The sequence below is a fragment of the Stutzerimonas sp. R40042 genome, assembly GCF_026642215.1.
Classification (GTDB): domain Bacteria; phylum Pseudomonadota; class Gammaproteobacteria; order Pseudomonadales; family Pseudomonadaceae; genus Stutzerimonas; species Stutzerimonas frequens.
The window spans coordinates 1,616,377-1,633,816 of the sequence record NZ_CP113258.1 but is presented as its reverse complement, the minus strand read 5'-3'; the positions used below and the strand labels follow the sequence as shown (position 1 = coordinate 1,633,816).

Here is a 17,440-nt window from a genome sequence, read left to right as displayed (position 1 = left end):
GGGGGTTGTTGCCCGCGCTATTGGGCTACGGGCCTGCCCGTTTAAGTCGGAGCCGACCACCAACGATCAACCCGCAAGCAAGCCGACCGCCCCGGGGTCAGTGATCGGTAAGGGGTATTAGCGCGCTAGGAGAGATCGGACTTGTCCAGACCGAACGCCTTGTCGGCTGTGCCTGGGACCGCGCGCACCGCCACGTTTAGGCGATTCCAACCGTTGATCGCGACCACCAGAAAGGACAAATCAGAAATTTCCTGTTCCGAGAATTGCTCACGTACCGCGCTGTAGACCGCGTCCGACACCCCGTGCGGCGCGAGCTGGGTCAACGCCTCGGTCCATTCCAAGGCTGCGCGTTCGCGCGGGGAAAACAGCGGCGACTCGCGCCAGACTGCAACGTGGTGCAGGCGTAGCTCGCGCTCGCCATGAATCCTGGCTTCCTTGACGTGCATGTCTACGCAGAACGCGCAGCCGTTCAGCTGAGACGCGCGCAGCGTGATCAAGTGGGCAAGATCGGCAAGAAACGGCGTCTTGCTGGAGAGCAGCATGGACAGCTCCACCAGCTTGTTCGAGGCCTGCGGCGAAAGTTTGAAGTAGTCGAGGCGTTGGCTCATGTTCATTCTTCTCACGGTCGGGTTGGGGACAACAGGCCCGTCTGCGCTGCAGAACCGCCGCGGCCCGGTGGTGTAAGAACTTTACGTACGGATGGATCTGCTCTACAGATCCAAGACTGAGCGTTTGAACTAGACCATGTCCTGCTCGTCTTCGTCTCCCGCTCACCTAGAGAACCGTAACGACCGGCCTCGCCTTTTCCACGCCTCGCCGATAGCTGGCTATTCGGGGTATCGGCAAAAGCGGTAGGTGGAGCAGGCATCCTTCCCGCATCTAGCGACAATTGGCGTTATCCCTGGCGGCGCGGTCTGCTGGTTTCTAGCCGATCTTTGCCAGGCAATATGCCAAACATGCGTAAGTAGTCCCTGGCGAAGTGTGAAGCACCTTCATAACCAACTTCGAACGCTGCGCTACTGGATGACCTGCCTTCAGACACGATCAAGCGCCTCGCCTCGATCAATCGTAATTGCTTCTGGAATTGCAGCGGTGTGAACAAACCAGCAGCAGGGAGCGGCTCAGCGTAATTGAATTCGTCATGATGTATTCCTTCAATATCGATCAGGGATGTAAAAGCCCCGGCGCCCATGACGCTGGGGCTATTTCTCTTAGATAACGCGTTTGACGCTCAGGTACTCACCCTTGGTCTTGAGCGTAATCGTCACGTCACGGTTGCTACGGTTTCGCCAGAACCAGCCGTGGGTGCCGTCGAAAATGGCAGTGAATTCGCCTTTATCACCTTTGACCTGCTTGGCCTTGCTGTAGCTGTGGTAATAGCCCTTCGGGCCGTTATAGGGCTCGCCATGGGTGTCGTGATTGACCGGAACGCCATCGGTTGCCCACTCGTAGCTGACCGTGGCCTTGTCCAGCATCTCCAGCTTAATTTCACTGGCCTCGCCCGGCTTCAGCGTGACAGTCACTTCATCGGACTTCAGGGCGGGCTGCGGCTCTGCTACCGGCTCAGCCACAGTTGCTGCCGCAACTTGCTCCTGAGGCGCCACCTGACTAGACGCGGGGGCTTGTACGACCGGGGCCGCTGCTGGCGGGACAGCTGCATCCGCAGCCGCTTCTTCGGCGAGAATTTCTTTCATTTCACCCATCTGAGTCAGGCCAAGTACACGGCCGACGCCCGTGGGGTCGATGGCATATTCAGAAGGCATCACTACGGTGACCAGTAACGCTGCGGCAACACCCACGGCGATCACAGTGGAGCGCAGCAGCTGGCGGCTGGTTGGCAATTCACACTGGGTTGGAAGCTTGGTATTGAACATGCTGAGAATTCCTTACTGAGAGACGATCAGGCCGGTGAGCTGGTAACCCATCAAGAGGAAACCGGCGCTCATCATGGCGACGTTAGCGGTGTAGGCATGGCGCCAGAAGCTGGCGGTTCGTCGCCAGTAGCCCATGACGATCAAAATGGCGCTCAGCGCCAGTAGCTGGCCAATTTCGACTCCGACGTTGAAGGCGATTAGGTTGGCGACCAGGCCATCCGCGGAGATCTCGTACTCCTGGATTTTGGTTGCCAGGCCGAAGCCATGCAGCAAACCGAAAATCAACGTGGCCGCTTTGGTGTTCGGCTGGTGGCCGAACCAGCGCTGGAAGGCGCCCAGGTTATCCAGGGCCTTGTACACCACCGAGAAACCGATGATGGCGTCGATCACATAGGAGCTGATGGTGATTTCCGCCAATACACCGAGCAGCAGCGTCACGGTGTGGCCCACAGCGAACAGGGTGACGTAGAGCCCCACGTCTTTCAGGCGGTAGAGAAAGAAGATCACCCCAAAGAGAAACAACAGATGGTCGTAGCCGGTGATCATGTGCTTGGCGCCCATGTAGATGAACGGCAGCACCATCACCCCGGAGCTTTCCTGGATAAAGCCCTTGTCGCCCTCGGCAACAGCGTGGGCCAGCGCGTCAGGCATGCCGAGAAATAGCAATGCGGTGAACAAGAGCAGCAGTATTAGCGAGCGGTTTGGGCGCGCGGAAAATGCGCCCATATCGCACATGGATAGCGAATGCATAGTTGAGTCCTACGTGACAGTGGTATTGGCCGCATAGCGGCCGTTGTCAGAGTGCGAATCTTGGGCGTGGTGGCCGCTCGATCAGGAAGATCGGACTGGGAGGGATGACGTAGCGCGTGGCTTCTATCGGCTGCGGACGCTCTGGCAGCGTACTGACGGTGAGAAGCGTACTCAGGTATGGCGTTTCGTGCACGTGGTCGGCGGTAAGCGTGGAGTGGTAGTGATCCGCGCATCTGGCACAGACCGAAATACCCGTGCTTTGGGAATGAGCATGAGCATGGTCCCCGCCGTTCCACCCACCTTGGCTCACCCCAGGGCCAAGCGCGGCGCTATGCCCGGCCCATGCCATTAGCATGACGAGGGCAAGGACAAACGTTAACTGAGCGCTGACCGGTTTACTGAGCATGATGTGTCTTCGATTGCAGATTCGGCTGGCCGCCCGACGACAACGGCCGGTTTGCCATATCCCCCCCGGGGGGATAGGATCGAAGCGTAAGTCATCGAGGCATGGGACTCAAGGCATGAGCGATCAAGAACACGCCCATCAGCACCAAAGTCATAGCGATATCATCAAAAGGTTGAAGCGTGCCGAAGGCCACCTGCGCAGCATTGTCGGCATGATCGAGACCGGTCGCCCCTGCGTGGACCTTGCCCAGCAGCTACACGCAGTAGAAAAAGCGATCTGTCAGGCCAAGCGCACTTTGATCCAGGACCACATCGATCACTGTCTGGAGCATGCGCTCGCGGCCGCTGAACAGGGGGACATCACCGCGCTGAGCAACTTCAAACAGATCACCAAGTACCTCTGATCTTCTTTCGCAGCACCGCGGAGCGCGTCATGACCTGGATAGTGACAAAGTACCTGATCACTGCATTGATGGTGGTCTTGGTATCTGAAGCGGCCAAGCATGGCGACCGTATTGGCGGTATCGTCGCCGCCCTGCCCATAGTTACGGTGCTGACCTTGATCTGGCTGCACATCGAGCATCAGCCGGGACAGAAGATCGCCAACCATGCCTGGTACACCTTCTGGTATGTGATCCCCACGCTACCGGCGCTGTTGATGTTCCCGCTCCTAATGTCTCGCTTCGGCTTCTGGCTCGCACTGGCGGGTTACGCATTTGCAACGTGCCTATGTTTCGTCCTGTTTGCTCTAGCAATGCGCCGCTTCGGCATCGAATTGCTGTGATGGGCAGCCATCCTTGCCCAGCAGGCTCACCGCATAGCTTGGATCGCCTCATGCAACATGAGATGCCCGCCCTCTCAGGATAAGACTTTGACCGACCGCTTTTGGCCGCTTGCTGACGTTCGCGAGCAGTCACTGGGGCTAGCCCATCTTTGACGTACTGGCGAAGCGAAAGCCTGCCGGAAGACTATTAGCGCTCGGTGCCCTGCTTCAACAATTCGGCGCCGTGACGTCTCCCACCCTACCAGGGCAATGTTCGCGGCTCAGCTCATCAGCTAGCCAGCAAGGCTTTTTTTTACGAAAGGAAGCGACCACAAGTATCACCTCCCGTCACGCACGATTGACGCCTCACCCACGCTTCGCAAATACTGTCTAAACATCCAGTATCCAAGTATACCCCGTGGACAGCATTTCGCTCCTCGGTCCTGTCGCGCTGTCGCCGACGGCCATCCCATTTTTTCTACCAACCGTGCCCGCCGGGTTTCCCAGCCCTGCCCAGGATCACCTGGAGCAGCGAATCTAGCTCGACGAGCTTTTCAAACTGCACCGCCCACAGATTTATCTCGCTCAGGTTTCCGGCCATAGCCTGACGGGGCTCTGCATTCTCGACGGGGACTTGGTGCTGATCGACAAGGCGCTGCAACCACGCCGCGAGGACGTGGTGATTGCCTGCCTCAACGGCGATCCGTTGATCAAGATTTTCGACATCGAGCAGCAGCAGGTTGTGTTGCGCTCGGCCAACCCGGCCTACCCACCGCGTTATGTACTTGAGGGCGAGGAGCTGCACATCTGGGGCGTCTACATCGACCTGTGCCGGCAGGGACGAAATTGTGGCTGAGCAGGTTATCGCGCTAATTGACTGCAACAGCTTCTACTGCAGTTGTGAGAGAGTTTTTCGCACCGACCTGATCCGCACGCCTATCGTGGTGCTGCCGAACAACGACGGCTGCGTGGTCAGCCGCACGCCGGAAGCGAAGGCGCTCGGGATCAAGATGGGCGAGCCGTGGTTTCAGATTCGCCGGCGCTTTGAGGCAGCCGGGGGCGTGGCGTTTAGCTCCAACTACGCGCTGTACGGCGACATCAGCGAACGCGTGATGACCGTCATTGAGGGCCTGGTTCCGCAACTGGAGGTCTACAGCATTGACGAGGCCTTCGCGGAGCTCACGGGCATCCAAACGGATCTGGTGCACATGGCCGAGAGATCCGTGCTCAAGTGCTCGCCGCCACGGGTATTCCCACCGGGGTCGGCATCGCACGTACCAAAACACTGGCGAAGCTTGCCAATTTTGCGGCGAAACGCTGGCAGAAGCAGACCGGGGGTGTAGTGGATATCACTGACCCGCAGCGCCGAGACAAGCTGCTTAAGGCTGTGGCCGTCAATGAAGTCTGGGGAGTCGGTCGGCGGCTCACCGAGCGCCTCGGCGAGATGGGTATACGCACGGCCTGGCAACTGGCCGAGGCGGATGCCTGGACCCTGCGGAAAACATTCAGTGTGGTGCTGGAGAAAACCGCACGCGAGCTGCGGGGTACGCCCTGCCTGGAACTGGACAGCGTGGCACCGCCCAAGCAGGAGATCTGCTGCAGCCGCATGTTTGGGCAACGTCTGCACGACTTGGCGCCCATCCGCGAGGCGGTCGCCAGCTATGCCGCTCGGGCCTGCGAGAAGCTGCGCGCTCAGGGCTCGGTGTGCAAGCGGGTTCGGGTCAGCATCCGCACCGGCATGTTCAACCCGGACGAACCAAAATTCGCCAAGGGCATGTTGTGCGAGCTGCCCTACCCCACCGACGACACCCGGCTAATCACCCAGGCCACACTCGCCGGCCTCGATGACTTGTATCGCCCAGGTTTTGCGTTTTCGAAAGCCGAGGTGCTGCTGATGGAGCTCTGCGGGCGCGGCGAATTCACAGACGACCTATTCGCACCCATTCAGCCGGCGCACTCGCAGCGCGTGATGGCCGTGCTGGATTCGATCAATGCCAAGTGGGGACGCGGTACGCTGCGGCCCGGCGTGGTACCGGCGACTCCCGCCTGGAGCATGCGCCGCGAGCTGATGAGCCAGAGCTTCACGACGCGGGTGGATCAATTGTGGAAGGTTTCCGTGCGGTAACCGCCGCAGCTATACCGCTTCTCCTGGAAGGGAAAAGGCCTTGAGCAGCAGAAGCGCGGCCAAGGGATACTCCCAGTGGCGCACCGGCACGCTTGCAGTCAATCACCATCCGAGCAGGCCAAATCCCTACCAGGAGCAGTGGCGAGTCCGGCCTATTACCGCATTCATTCAGCTGACGGGCATCGACAGCCGTTGTTGCTCGAACGTGATCCGGTTCATCAGGCAGTATTCCACCGGGTAGCCCTGTTGGTGCTTGTCACGCAACAAATTGCTTCCTACGAAATAACACGTGCCCACATAAAACTTCAGACCGCCCGAGGGGTACTTGTCGCTCAGCAGGTGCGCTGTCTCTCCCTGGATCGAAAACCCTTTGATGTCCGACCACATGAAGCTGACGCCGCCGCACTCCAACCCGGCGTCCGTGACCGTCAGGATTTCCTGCGTCTGCGTCCCGCCGACCGGCTGAGCGAAAAACCGACCGTTGCGAAGAATCGGCGGAAAATACTCACCGGGAAAAACTTCTTTGAACACCAAATCATCGTCCTCGCTTGCCGTACCCAGGCCAGGGTGGTGAGCGCGTACTGAAAAAACTGCATCGCTAACGCCGCTGCGCAAACCGCTCTCCCACCATGGTGGCGCCCGAAACCTGCTTATGATGCCGCTGGTTCCGGCAAGGTGCGACCTGCAACCGGGCAAATCGAGTTGGGTTTCTATGAAGTCGGGAGACGCTGAAGGCACCTGCATTCAAGGAGCCCGTCATGAAGCTGATCCAAAACATCGCCCAACTGCTGACCCACTTCTACAAACCCGCCAGCACGGCGTACACCACCATCATTTATCCCAGCCAGGGAAAAGCAGTCGTGGTGCATGACGGCCTCGGCATTCGCCATGAGCGCCCGTGGTATCAGGTCCCCTGGCTGGACGAGGACCTGGACCCGGGTGAGACCTTCGACAGCCTGCTGCACGCTCACACCACTTGGACTGATTCATTCGATCCGGTTCAGCCGATCCAGACCGAGGAAATTTCCTCGATTTTCTCCTTGCCCTTCGAGCCAATTGAAACCTGCTGGGTCAATCCGGCCAACGGTATGCCCATGCTCGACAATTGTTTTGATGTCATGGGGAACGCGTTCGGTACGGACATGCTGAGCGATAGCCTGTCGTTTGATCACGGCGTAAGCAGTTTCGAAAGTAGCTTTTCGTCGTTCGGTTTCGATTGAACGCAGACGCCACTGCCCCCGAGGAAATTGACCATGTCGCCACTTTCGCTGCTCGTTAGCTTCATCCTCGTCTTCGCCATCGGCATCTCCTGGCTGGCCTTGGCGGTAGACGCCCGCATGGCGCGGGGCCGGTTGATTCGGCAGATCCCCTTACCGCTGGACCACCATCGCCGATCACCGCGCGGGCTCCGGCCAGTGATGGCGATGACAGGCAGTTTGCTCGTGCTGCTTGCCGGTATCGGGGCAGCCATACTCGGCCGACTCGCCACCATGCAGCCGGCTGAAGCGGCGGCGGTATTCATCGCTTATCCGCTGTTGAAAAACCTCTGGGGCCAGATCATGGGCGCCGGACCCATCGTCTGCGTCGTACTGGCCGTACCCGGAACATACTGCATCCGCGTCGGCCTCGGCAGCGACAAAGGTTGATGCCACCGTTGCCGTGTGGCCGCCACTGCGGCAACGGGATCGTGCTTTAGCGGACTCTGGCAGTCGGGCAGCACCATCGCGTTGCCATCGGACATCCACTACGGCAAAGGACCAACAGGAAAAGTCGTGGATACAACAACCTACACAATCCTCTTTTTCATCGGCCTGACGCTGGCAGTGATTGCGGTTGCTACGGTGATTGGCCTGGTAGTGGCCCAGAGTGCGGACGGCAAGGGTGCAAGAAGGCGCTCTGATGGCGCGCCTGCCCACGGCGGGCGCTCTGCCCAGGACGATGATCGACCTTGAAGCGCCGCAGCCCGCCGTGCTGCCAACGGCTTCCTCCTGGCGCATGCCACGTGGAGATGTTCCAGAGCTTCACGGAGGGTGAGTACCGAAGGAGCGCACCCGGAAGCCGCCCTCGAACGCATTGAGTACCGCTTCTCCTGGAAGGGAAAGGCCTGACGAGCGACGACGGACCTCCGGAAGCACTCGTAAACGGCACTCAGATTGGCACAACGATTTGTAAATCAGCTGCCGGCACTTGGTGCCTTATCGCTCGCAGGCATGCGCTCCCCGGCTTGCTTGCCGGTGTAGATTCAACCGCTGAGTTGTAACCGTTGTAGGCAACCGCGTAATTAAAGTCGCAGAATTAGGCCGGATGCTTGGTGGCAATGGTATCGCCAGCCTTGCAATGCTGACCTATGAACTCAACCAGCGAGTCGTTGTTCTGGCCGAGACAGGCATTGCCGGTAAGGCTTACACCCTTCCGCTGAAGGCTACCAGCGCGCCTACCGCGACGACGGCTACCAGAATTGCTTTTTGCATTGTGTGCTCCCACAACTGTTCCCTGCCAGGGGAAAGTCCCTGGCTGCGAACATGGGATCACAGACTGGAGAGAACCCCAACCAGGGGCCACAGCATCAATCCTACCGACTCCCGGCATCCATTTTTCAGCCCGACACGCAGCGCTGTGGGCCGAGAAACGCCGATTTCACTCAAACAATGCTCATCAAATCAGCATATGAATTTCTGCTGCTCATGCACAACCTCCAAAAAGAGAACTGATTAGTAAAGCCTTCTCTGGAGGTTGGCTTTTTAACCACCGATCATAATTAACGATATGTGGTTAATCGGTAAAATCTTTTACTATAATCATTAGAGATTTCCGGCAGCCAAAATAAAAAAACCTTGCTCACACTGAATAAACAGCGCAAGCAAGGCATTGGGCCCGACCCTGTTATTACATTAGCTTTGACAGCAACCCGCGCATGGAAAAAGCTTTCACCATGGGAATAAACTTCTCCCCAGATAGAGCCCGAAAATTTTTATTCCGGCGATCTTTTCCAGCAGACAGCCTCACAGTACTGGCAACGTTAAAATAATAACTAATCAGCTTTGCCTTATCCTCAGACGGCAGCTCTTTGCCCTCTGCGTCAACCAGAGGCACAAACTTAGAGTAGTAGATTTTATCCCCATGATAACTCCAGCATTTTTTACGCATACTGTTAAAAGATACGACATCGATGCGCGATGGGCCTTCTTTTACAAAAGGTTCTGGGCACACCCGCAGCAAGACACTACCTTGGGTTAGATAGTGAAGCAAAATAATCCCACGCACCACCTTCGACTTATCCAACTCAGCATACAGCTGATCAACGCTTTGCTGCGGCACCATCACAAAGGCGTGTTTGATGCTGGGCATTTTCAGCGGCTTTTCACCTAAGTCAAATTTCATATCAACTTTATTTTTTAACATGTCGCAAATACCTGTTGAGAATAATTATTAAGAAGATGCCTTTACCAGCCTCTTCAGGCCGCATGGCTTGGGCGGTTCTCCAACACGCCCCATAAGCTCCCAAAGCGTTTTAATTGCGTACCAGTAATCACGCGCGGTAGATGGTGCAAAGTTTTTTTCCTCAAAAAACTTATGGACATGTTTTTTCCCGGTCTGATGTGCCTCGCAATTGCACCAATTAACAAACTCCAACATGCGCTGAGCAGAACGCCTCCGACTCGCCTTTCCACCGCGAGACTTATAAAGGTGGATTTTATGGTTGAGTTCGCGCGTCAGCATTGCGCCCTCCTAGATAAGAGTTAGTTACATCAATCCGACCATGTCCTAGCTCAATAGCAACTTTTATTCGAGCCATATGTCCTAGTGGCGTTTCTATACCTCCTAGCACTGGAGCAGGCACACCTGAAAGCTGCTCATAGCGCTCACAGGCATATGCCGCACGCAACTCGTGTAGTCGACTGATGCCGTGCTTCTGTAATGCCTCTCGCATCTGGCGAATCTGATTTCCTCGAAACTTCTCCCAGTTGCTGTCTTTTGGAATCAAAAGATTTCTCTGACCCTGAACAAAAGCACAAAACTCCAAGGCCTGAATTTGAGAAGATGATGAAACTGGAACTTTTCTTTTGCGCCCGCCTTTAGTGCCGCGCGTGATATTTACACATCCGCCGTCGTGCGCTTCCTCAAGTGCTTTTTTGCTATCAAGGAGAGCTGCCTCTTTAGTTCTGAGCCCAAACTCCCGAGCTAGAATTGCAACCGCTTTACCCTCGGAGAACTCGTCGTCTAACGCATTCAATGCGCGATAAAATGCATCACGGCACAATCCATCTGGAGGCGACGTCCTTATGTGCGAGCGCTCCGGAATCCCGCAATCCAGTGTCGGGCTAACCGAATGCCATGCACCAAGAGTTGCCATTTTCATAACCGTGTTAACCGCGCTTACCAGGTTCTGCGCATACGGAACGGATATTTCATCATCGCAAACACGATCAGAAAGCAGCACCCCATACCCAATCAGATCCTCTCGGGATAAATCCTTAAGGTCTTTGATATTATTCTCAGTCATATAACTAGCGAACGGTTTCCAGCGGTCAGCAATTGTCGCCGCAGAGCTAAATGAAAGATTGCCTCGCTTAAGTGAAAATTCGCCGGCTTTTTTAATATCTCTCGTTTTCAAACCTAAATTGCGAGTTACCATACAAACCTCAAAATGAAATTAGTTAAAGGAGAGCCCGCGCCCTTAAAACTGGTAAGTTTTTCGCGAGAGTTTTTTGGTTCTCGCCGACCGTGCGGGCAGCACCGTGCAGGCGGTGCGTACGAGGAGATTTTTTCCGTAGGGCGGGGGGTGGGAGCTATGGCGGGGCTAATCGCAACCCGCTGCAGTTTTTCGCTGCAGCAGTCCGGCATCGGCCTATGTCGGCCTGCCCACCGCCTCGACCGGTGGGCCCCAGTTCATTTCTACGGGTGATTCGTCCGGTTTCGTCCGTAAATCGAACGGCTGAAACCCACGCAGCACTAAGCGTCTGGCCCTTTTTGAGAGAGCCGTCTCTGTGTGCGACTTTAAGACTGGTGGCCGGGGCGCATGGGGGCGCAGGGCGTGTAGACGCCGATGAACGCTGCGCGGCGCGTGCTGATAGCCAGTTCGAGATTTGTGCTCAGCGGGCTCGTTAGGGCTACTGAGAGGTGATCCCTGGGATCGATTCGGTGGGCGCACCTGTAGCGTGCACACCGCGGCTTTTGCCTTGATGCGGGCGTAAGGGCCCGATTTGATTATGTGTATCGCCGATTTGCGATCGCACTTTTTGTTAACTACACCACGCGTAAGGCAGTGTAGCGACGACACTACGTGTCGTATTTTCCGCCATTGGCGGCGGGGCGATAGGCTCGCCCGGTGCCTTTGTGAGCTTTGAGGCTAACTCGGCGTTCTCAACCTGTCCAGCCTGAAAGCTGGAAATTTTTATAATTTGAAACTGACTATCTGAGTGTTCTGTTGAGAAAGTCCCTTTGTAGCTTCTACTAACAATGACCCACTGCTTTCAGGCGACCCTATCCATCGGAAGCTTCTTGGCTAGTGCCTTTCCAGCTGCGGAATTGAAGGCTGCGGGGCCAATGCTGAACTAGCAGCCTTGCCCAGCGACGGCCTTTGGCTCGGATGCCGTTCCGATTCACAGGATGAAGCTCGCCACGCCTCTTGAAAGCATCATAGTCGGCCTCGGGAATAATAAACGCTGAGGCCAGCGTTGCCGTTTGGCATCCGCTGCGGCAACAGAATTGCGCTTTAAGGGTGGTGTTTCAGTCAGACAGCGCCATCGCGTTGCCATCGGACATCCACTGCGGCAACACCCCATTCTGCCAGTGCCGTTGAAGGGTTTGGTGGCGCTGCCTTTCCCGACGATCCCATCAGTAATCGCGCGCTCGTGCCGCTTCTGGCCGGGCGCTGCCATCTCACCGACCACGGCTAACGGCCATAAGCGGACGGTTAGAGAAGACAAATAAATCTGTCCCCTTTTTCCTCATTAGGAGGTTTGCTCCACTCAGAAGGACTAGTGGCTTTCCAGCTGCGAAGGCGTATGAATCTGGGCCGTAATCAGACGTGGTAACCAAGATTCCTTTCGTTGCGCCTTCGCTTCATTCAAACATAGAAGATTCGACCAAGGGACAACACCCCGTCGTTCAATGACCGAACAGTTTTTGATGCGGCGCGTGCCCCGACGCCGGCTCACGAGCAATGGTTGGCAGCTCGCTTGTCCTAGCGATGACCACCCTACCGCCGTATTTCACCCCGGTCGTCCACTAGCGATAACAACGGCCGGCGCGCTGATGACTGACGAGCTGTCATGCTGGAAGCGGCACGACGGACCGCAACAGCGTCGCGGTAGCTGCCGCGGCGGCCCGACCAACCTCGACTTCAGCAAGCATCGGACAGGCGATGCTGCATCTCCTCGATCTGCTGGAATATGCCCTTGGCTACTTCGACCAAACAGGGATCAAAGTGCAGCCCAGCCTGCTCGACAACGTAAGCCTGCGCCTTTTCGAGAGGCCAGGCCTGCTTGTATGGCCGAGGTGAACGCAGCGCGTCATAGACATCGCACAATGCGACAATACGTGCGGCCAACGGGATTTCTTCCCCCTTCAGACCTTGTGGATAGCCGGTCCCATCCCAGCGCTCGTGGTGATACATGGCAATCTCGGCTGCCATCTCGAGCAACGGAGATTCTTCACCGTCACGCAGGATGGCATGCCCGATCCGCGTGTGGCGCTGCATGATCTCGCGCTCGGGATCGGTAAGCTGCCCCGGTTTGAGCAGAATATGGTCGGGAATGCCGATCTTGCCGACATCGTGCATCGGGGCCGCCAGGCGTATCCGCTCCACCCACTCGGGCGCCTGCCCCAGAGCGGTGGCGATCATTGCCGCCGATTCACCTATCCGGATGATGTGCTGACCGGTTTCGTCATCCCTGTACTGTGCGGCGCGCGACAGACTGCGGATTACCGACTGATAGCTCGTATTCAGCTGTTCCGTGCGCTCGGCGACCTTGTGTTCCAGCGTTTCACGTTCGATCTCCAGCTGCTTGCCAGCCCAGCTCAGTTGCAGCTGATTGCGCACCCTGAGCAACAGCTCCGGCAGATCCAGAGGTTTGTCGATGAAGTCGTTAGCACCAAGAGTCAGGCAAGAGCAGCGACTATCTCGGTCACTGAGTGCACTGACCATGATCACCATGCGGCTGTGATCGCGTTCACCAAGTTCGCGAAGGATGTCGAAGCCGTCGGGTGCCGGCATGTCAACATCGAGCAGCAGCAAGTCCCAGTCATGCTGCTGCAACCAGGTCAAGCCAGCCGACGAGTCACTGAACGCGATGACCTGTCGCACCCCAATGGCTCGCACGCTGGACTCCAGCAGGCGAAGGCTTGCCGAAACATCATCGATGACCACAACGGTGGACTGGCGCAGCTGATCAGACAACATTTTGGGACACCTCCGACAACAGCGCCGCCACCAACCTGCGCAATTCCTGCATGTCCAGCGGTTTGCTCAGGAGCCCCTGACAATCCAGACTGGCAGCGCGCAAGGCGTCGCGACCAGTGACTGCGCTTAATACCACGACCGGCACACCCTGTACGTGGGGGGTGCGACGCAGCCGAGCCAGCAGTTCCTCGCCACTCATTTCTGGCAGCTTGAGGTCCAGCAGGACCAGATCCGGAGGATTGGCCAGGATCTGCTGCAACGCGACGGCACCGCTGCTTGCTACTTCTACCGCTGCGACATCGGCCAGTGCGGTGCGAACCAGAAACTGACTGGCAGGATTGTCTTCCACATAAAAGATGCGCGGCAGTCCATCCTGCTTGATGGCGTCGCGTGGAACATTTTTGCCAAGCAATGGAAGTTCGATCCAGAAGCTACTGCCAATCCCCGGTTCGCTATGCAGACCCATCCGACCACGCATGAGTGACGCCAGCTCCTGGCAGAGTGCCAGTCCGATACCTGTGCCTTGGATCATCGAGTTCTCGTGGCCCAGGCGCTGGAAAGGCTCGAATACCTTGCCCTGCTTGTCCCTGGCGATACCGAGTCCAGTGTCCTCCACCAGCAGCCGAATATAGCCTGCCGACGCTTGGTAACTAAGCGTTACCTGGCCGGCCGGCTTGTTGTACTTGATTGCATTCGAAAGCAGATTGAGCAGAACCTGGCGAAGGCGACGCGGATCAGCATGCACTTGCAGTGTCTGCTGGGGCAGGTCGACATTGAACTGCAGGCCGCGCTCGGCAATTTCCGCTCGTACCAGCTCGGCACTTTCCTGCATCAGCCGGTTCACATCGACCGTCTGAAGCTCTACTGAAGTCGACTGCAGCTGTGTTCCCGACCAGTCGAGGATGTCCCCGACCAGCTGGTTGAGGTGGCGGCTGGCTCTGAGAATCTCGTCGAGGAAGTCGGCATTGTCGTCGGGCTGGGCTTCTTGTTTCATTCGCATCAGCTGGGCAAAACCCAGGATGGCATTCAACGGCGTACGTAGCTCATGGCTCATGCTGGAGATGAATCGAGATTTAGCCTGATTGGCCATCTGCGCCTCGAGCATCGCCTGCCGCAACTCGGTCTCGATACGCTTGAGCTTATCGATGTCCACATGCGTGCCAGCAGCCAGCTTGGCATAGCCGGTCGCGGGATCGCGCTCCAGCACCCGTCCACGACTGAGCAGCCAGTGGAATTCGCCATTGCGATCGGCAAATCGGAATTCTCCGGAATAGCTGTCATCGCTGCCATCGGCCATCCTCGCATGGGCCTCCCGGATTTGGACGATATCGTCCGGGTGGACCCGTTCGTAGAAATAGTCCATCGAAATGATGTCGGTGGGCAGACCGAAACGCTGGCGGAAACGCCCGCGCAATTTTGCCATCTTCACCTCGTAGTCGATTTCCCAGAGGCTTTCGGTGGCGCTTTCGAGCACCAGCTCCAGGCGCTCAAGGGTTCGCAGCCGCTGTGCCTCGCTGCGCTCGAGCTGACTGCCGAGCAGGGAGGCATGCCCTGCCATCTGATCCAGCTCGCGAATGTCCGAAGTCACCCGGGCCGGGAGCCAGTTGCCCTGCCCGATCTGGTCCATCATCCGAGAGATGCCGGCAATCGGGCTGAGCAACCGCAGGCTCAGTCGACGCGCACGCACCCACATGTAGGCGAAGAATAGGAGATAGAACAACACCAGCCCGGCGATTAGTAGATAACCGATCTGCTGGTAGCGATTCGCCAGCGCATTGGTCTGACTGAAGACATCGGCCTCATCCACCACCGTTAACAAACGCCACCCGGTGGCGTCGATGGTCGACCACGCGACCAGATGAGGGCGGCCGTCAAGCACCAGAGATTCAACCCCACTGGATTTTGCATCGATGGCACGTGCCAGTGCGGCGGTCTGCTCGTGCCTGTCGAGTCGATAATCATCGGGCTTGAGTATTTCTCGGCGAATTGCATCCTCGTAAGAGTGTTCGATCAGCTCATCCAGACCGAAATCCACCTCACCCGGCTGCGGCAACGCGAGAATGTTCAGATCTTTGCCAACCAGCATCGCATAGCCGCCCCACGGCACCTGCAGGCGTCCGATCTGCTCGAGGATGCCGCCAACCGTGATATCAAGCCCAACCACGCCCTCGAGAAAATCATCGCGGTATACCGGCGCGATTGCGGACATCATCCAACCATGCCCTGCTGGATCAACGTATACGTCTGTCCAGACCACCTTGCGCTCAGGGTTGTTCGACGCATCGGCCAGATAGTAGAAGTTGTAATCGGGGATGACCATGTCGTGCGGATACTGCTCCGGGGTGAGAAACCACGGATAGATATGGTTCAGGCTGTCCCAGCTGTTGAAGTAGAGACTGGCCACGAGGGGGTTGTTTACCTCGATCTGTTTCATCAGCGGTTCCAGCGCTGTGAGCCTGGCCACTTTCTGCAGATCCTGGCGCTCGGCCGGCGTCGAGTTCGCGTAGAACACCGCAGCGCCACCATGGTTCACGGGTGTGTAGCGCACACCACTGCTACTGAGCGCGAGATCTGGTAGTGGCGGCACCTGCCCATCGAGCAAGACGCCAGCGGTCAGATTGCGATAGATCTCCGTGAGTTCGCGTACCTGGGTGAGCTGTTCGGCAACGACCAGCGCCTCCTGTTTCGCAGAAACCTTTAGATCCTCGACCGCACTCTGGCGCAAATACTCGACCTGAGCATCACGGATTGCGCTATTTGTCAGCAGATATACGGCGATAAGGACCATTTCGACCAGCACCAATGGAACCAAGGCACTCTGGACAAATGCGCGCCATATCCATTTACGCAATCCATGTTTCGACGACATGAGGTTTTCCTAACCAGGCATTCAAAGAGGTACGGCTCGGCTGCGCGGTGTCAGACCGGCTCGCTCAATAATTCAAGCGCGCAGCTTGATGTGCCAAATAAGCTCCTTCGAACCAAGAAGCACCTACCGACTGGAGTTGAGTCAGCCGGAATAGCTTGCGGAAAAGGCAGTGCCGCCCTACTAAACCGTTGTGAGCGCAATGGCGATCGGCACGCAGGTTTCAAGGGGAAATTCTGCGGATCAGCGCACATCTATTCAAGGCAAGCGCCTTGAATAAGAAATTTCCTACAACGCCATAGGACGTTTCAGCGTTAAGAAAAAGCGCGACTCTGGGATCATCCTTTCGACAAAACAGGCCCGAGCCAGACCCTACCAAGGATGATTACCGTGAATGCCGTACAGGTTATCGCTGTCGCCGGAGGAAGAGGCGGCTGTGGCAAGACCAATGTCGCCGTAAACCTGGCCCTAGCGCTGGCGGCGCTTGGGCGACAAACGATGATACTTGACGCCGACCTGACCCTTGCGAACGCCCATCTGCTGCTAGGACTGGTGGCCAAGCGAACCATTGCCGACGTTTTATGCGGCACATGCTCGGTGGAGCAGGCGATGCTTACCCACAAACGAAAAAACGTGCGCTTGCTACCGGGAGCAAGCGGTGATCTTTCGATGGCGAACCTCAGCGTCGCCCAGCAAGCGGGACTGATACATGCGGTCAGCGAAATATCGGAGAGCCTCGACGTACTTATCATCGACACCGCCGCAGGAATATCCGAGACGACGCTGAAGTTCGTTCAAGCATCACGCCAGATACTGGTGGTGATTACTGACGAGCCTGCCTCCATCAACGGCGCATACAACCTGATCAAACTACTTAGCCAGAACTATGGAGTCACTCACTTTCACATAGTAACTAATATGACCCGTTCGCTGCATGAAGGCCGCGCCCTCTTTGCAAGACTTGTGCAGATTACAGATCGTTTTTTAAGTGTGGTACTGGATTACCTCGGCGACTTGCCATTTGATGAGAAAGTCCGAAGTGCCGCGCAGAAATATCAATGCGTATTCGAGGCCTACCCAAAGTCCAATTGCGCCATCACCTATCAGAAGCTGGCGCAAAAGATAGATCGATGGCCACTGCCAGCCTACCCGCGGGCACACCTGGAGTTCTTCGGAGATCGCCTGCTGACCGCCCGCTCGAGCAGCTAGCTTCCTGATACCGACGATGGCTCCGGATGCGCACCGTCGCAGC

16 protein-coding genes and 2 pseudogenes are annotated in these 17,440 nt (G+C 57.0%); 8 read left to right on the top strand and 10 right to left on the bottom strand.

All coding sequences use genetic code 11. From position 1 onward, the window contains the following. Positions 1-125 precede the first annotated feature (125 nt). The 4 genes from OUY36_RS07800 to OUY36_RS07785 all read right to left on the bottom strand — a co-directional run bounded on the left by OUY36_RS07800 (position 126) and on the right by OUY36_RS07785 (position 2,624). Positions 126-608, bottom strand: coding sequence for a carboxymuconolactone decarboxylase family protein (locus OUY36_RS07800; protein ID WP_221103063.1), 483 nt, complete (start codon positions 606-608; stop codon positions 126-128). A 287-nt stretch (positions 609-895) separates the two neighbouring features. Next, a complete protein-coding gene (locus OUY36_RS07795; RefSeq protein ID WP_221103062.1) occupies positions 896-1,192 on the bottom strand; it encodes a helix-turn-helix domain-containing protein in 297 nt (98 codons plus the stop codon). 19 nt (positions 1,193-1,211) lie between these two features. Beyond that, complete coding sequence (locus OUY36_RS07790; RefSeq protein ID WP_020309260.1) at positions 1,212-1,874, bottom strand: hypothetical protein; 663 nt, start codon at positions 1,872-1,874, stop codon at positions 1,212-1,214. 12 nt (positions 1,875-1,886) lie between these two features. Continuing rightward, a complete protein-coding gene (locus OUY36_RS07785) occupies positions 1,887-2,624 on the bottom strand; it encodes a HupE/UreJ family protein (protein WP_023083080.1) in 738 nt (245 codons plus the stop codon). 521 nt (positions 2,625-3,145) lie between these two features. Between OUY36_RS07785 and OUY36_RS07780 the strand changes: the two genes are divergently transcribed. From OUY36_RS07780 to OUY36_RS07765, 4 genes and pseudogenes are all read left to right on the top strand, one after another. Beyond that, entirely contained in the window at positions 3,146-3,433 is a 288-nt protein-coding gene (locus tag OUY36_RS07780; RefSeq protein WP_020309258.1) for a metal-sensing transcriptional repressor, read from the top strand. Between the two features lie 29 nt (positions 3,434-3,462). Next, positions 3,463-3,813, top strand: coding sequence for a DUF3147 family protein (locus OUY36_RS07775; protein ID WP_020309257.1), 351 nt, complete (start codon positions 3,463-3,465; stop codon positions 3,811-3,813). Between the two features lie 538 nt (positions 3,814-4,351). Continuing rightward, on the top strand, positions 4,352-4,648 hold the full coding sequence (locus OUY36_RS07770) for a LexA family protein (protein WP_226930344.1): 297 nt from the start codon (positions 4,352-4,354) through the stop codon (positions 4,646-4,648). Continuing rightward, a pseudogene (locus OUY36_RS07765) lies at positions 4,641-5,917 on the top strand (Y-family DNA polymerase). Before OUY36_RS07770 ends, OUY36_RS07765 begins: the two are co-directional and overlap by 8 nt. 168 nt (positions 5,918-6,085) lie before the next feature. Here the strand turns inward: OUY36_RS07765 and OUY36_RS07760 are convergent. Continuing rightward, on the bottom strand, positions 6,086-6,532 hold the full coding sequence (locus tag OUY36_RS07760) for a hypothetical protein (protein WP_226930316.1): 447 nt from the start codon (positions 6,530-6,532) through the stop codon (positions 6,086-6,088). 143 nt (positions 6,533-6,675) lie between these two features. Here OUY36_RS07760 and OUY36_RS07755 point away from each other — a divergent pair, with 143 nt between their 5' ends. The 3 genes from OUY36_RS07755 to OUY36_RS07745 all read left to right on the top strand — a co-directional run bounded on the left by OUY36_RS07755 (position 6,676) and on the right by OUY36_RS07745 (position 7,869). Further along, a complete protein-coding gene (locus tag OUY36_RS07755; RefSeq protein ID WP_221103061.1) occupies positions 6,676-7,137 on the top strand; it encodes a hypothetical protein in 462 nt (153 codons plus the stop codon). A 33-nt stretch (positions 7,138-7,170) separates the two neighbouring features. Further along, entirely contained in the window at positions 7,171-7,563 is a 393-nt protein-coding gene (locus OUY36_RS07750) for a hypothetical protein (protein ID WP_221103060.1), read from the top strand. A 126-nt stretch (positions 7,564-7,689) separates the two neighbouring features. Continuing rightward, entirely contained in the window at positions 7,690-7,869 is a 180-nt protein-coding gene (locus tag OUY36_RS07745; protein ID WP_221103059.1) for a hypothetical protein, read from the top strand. A gap of 934 nt (positions 7,870-8,803) precedes the next feature. Here the strand turns inward: OUY36_RS07745 and OUY36_RS07740 are convergent. The 5 genes and pseudogenes from OUY36_RS07740 to OUY36_RS07720 all read right to left on the bottom strand — a co-directional run bounded on the left by OUY36_RS07740 (position 8,804) and on the right by OUY36_RS07720 (position 16,191). Further along, entirely contained in the window at positions 8,804-9,319 is a 516-nt protein-coding gene (locus tag OUY36_RS07740) for a hypothetical protein (protein WP_034005542.1), read from the bottom strand. Between the two features lie 292 nt (positions 9,320-9,611). Beyond that, positions 9,612-10,553, bottom strand: a complete 942-nt coding sequence (locus OUY36_RS07735) for an integrase domain-containing protein (protein WP_208217836.1) — start codon at positions 10,551-10,553, stop codon at positions 9,612-9,614. Between the two features lie 1,247 nt (positions 10,554-11,800). Then, a pseudogene (locus OUY36_RS07730) lies at positions 11,801-11,968 on the bottom strand (hypothetical protein); the annotation flags it as partial. 295 nt (positions 11,969-12,263) lie between these two features. Beyond that, positions 12,264-13,322 carry an HD domain-containing phosphohydrolase gene (locus OUY36_RS07725; RefSeq protein WP_186415895.1) on the bottom strand — a complete coding sequence of 353 codons (1,059 nt, stop codon included), beginning with the start codon at positions 13,320-13,322 and terminating at the stop codon, positions 12,264-12,266. After that, positions 13,312-16,191 (bottom strand): hybrid sensor histidine kinase/response regulator, encoded by a 2,880-nt coding sequence (locus OUY36_RS07720; RefSeq protein WP_267937457.1) that lies wholly within the window; start codon positions 16,189-16,191, stop codon positions 13,312-13,314. Before OUY36_RS07720 ends, OUY36_RS07725 begins: the two co-directional genes overlap by 11 nt. Positions 16,192-16,569: 378 nt before the next feature. Between OUY36_RS07720 and OUY36_RS07715 the strand changes: the two genes are divergently transcribed. Beyond that, on the top strand, positions 16,570-17,397 hold the full coding sequence (locus OUY36_RS07715; RefSeq protein ID WP_221103058.1) for a P-loop NTPase: 828 nt from the start codon (positions 16,570-16,572) through the stop codon (positions 17,395-17,397). Positions 17,398-17,440 lie beyond the last annotated feature (43 nt).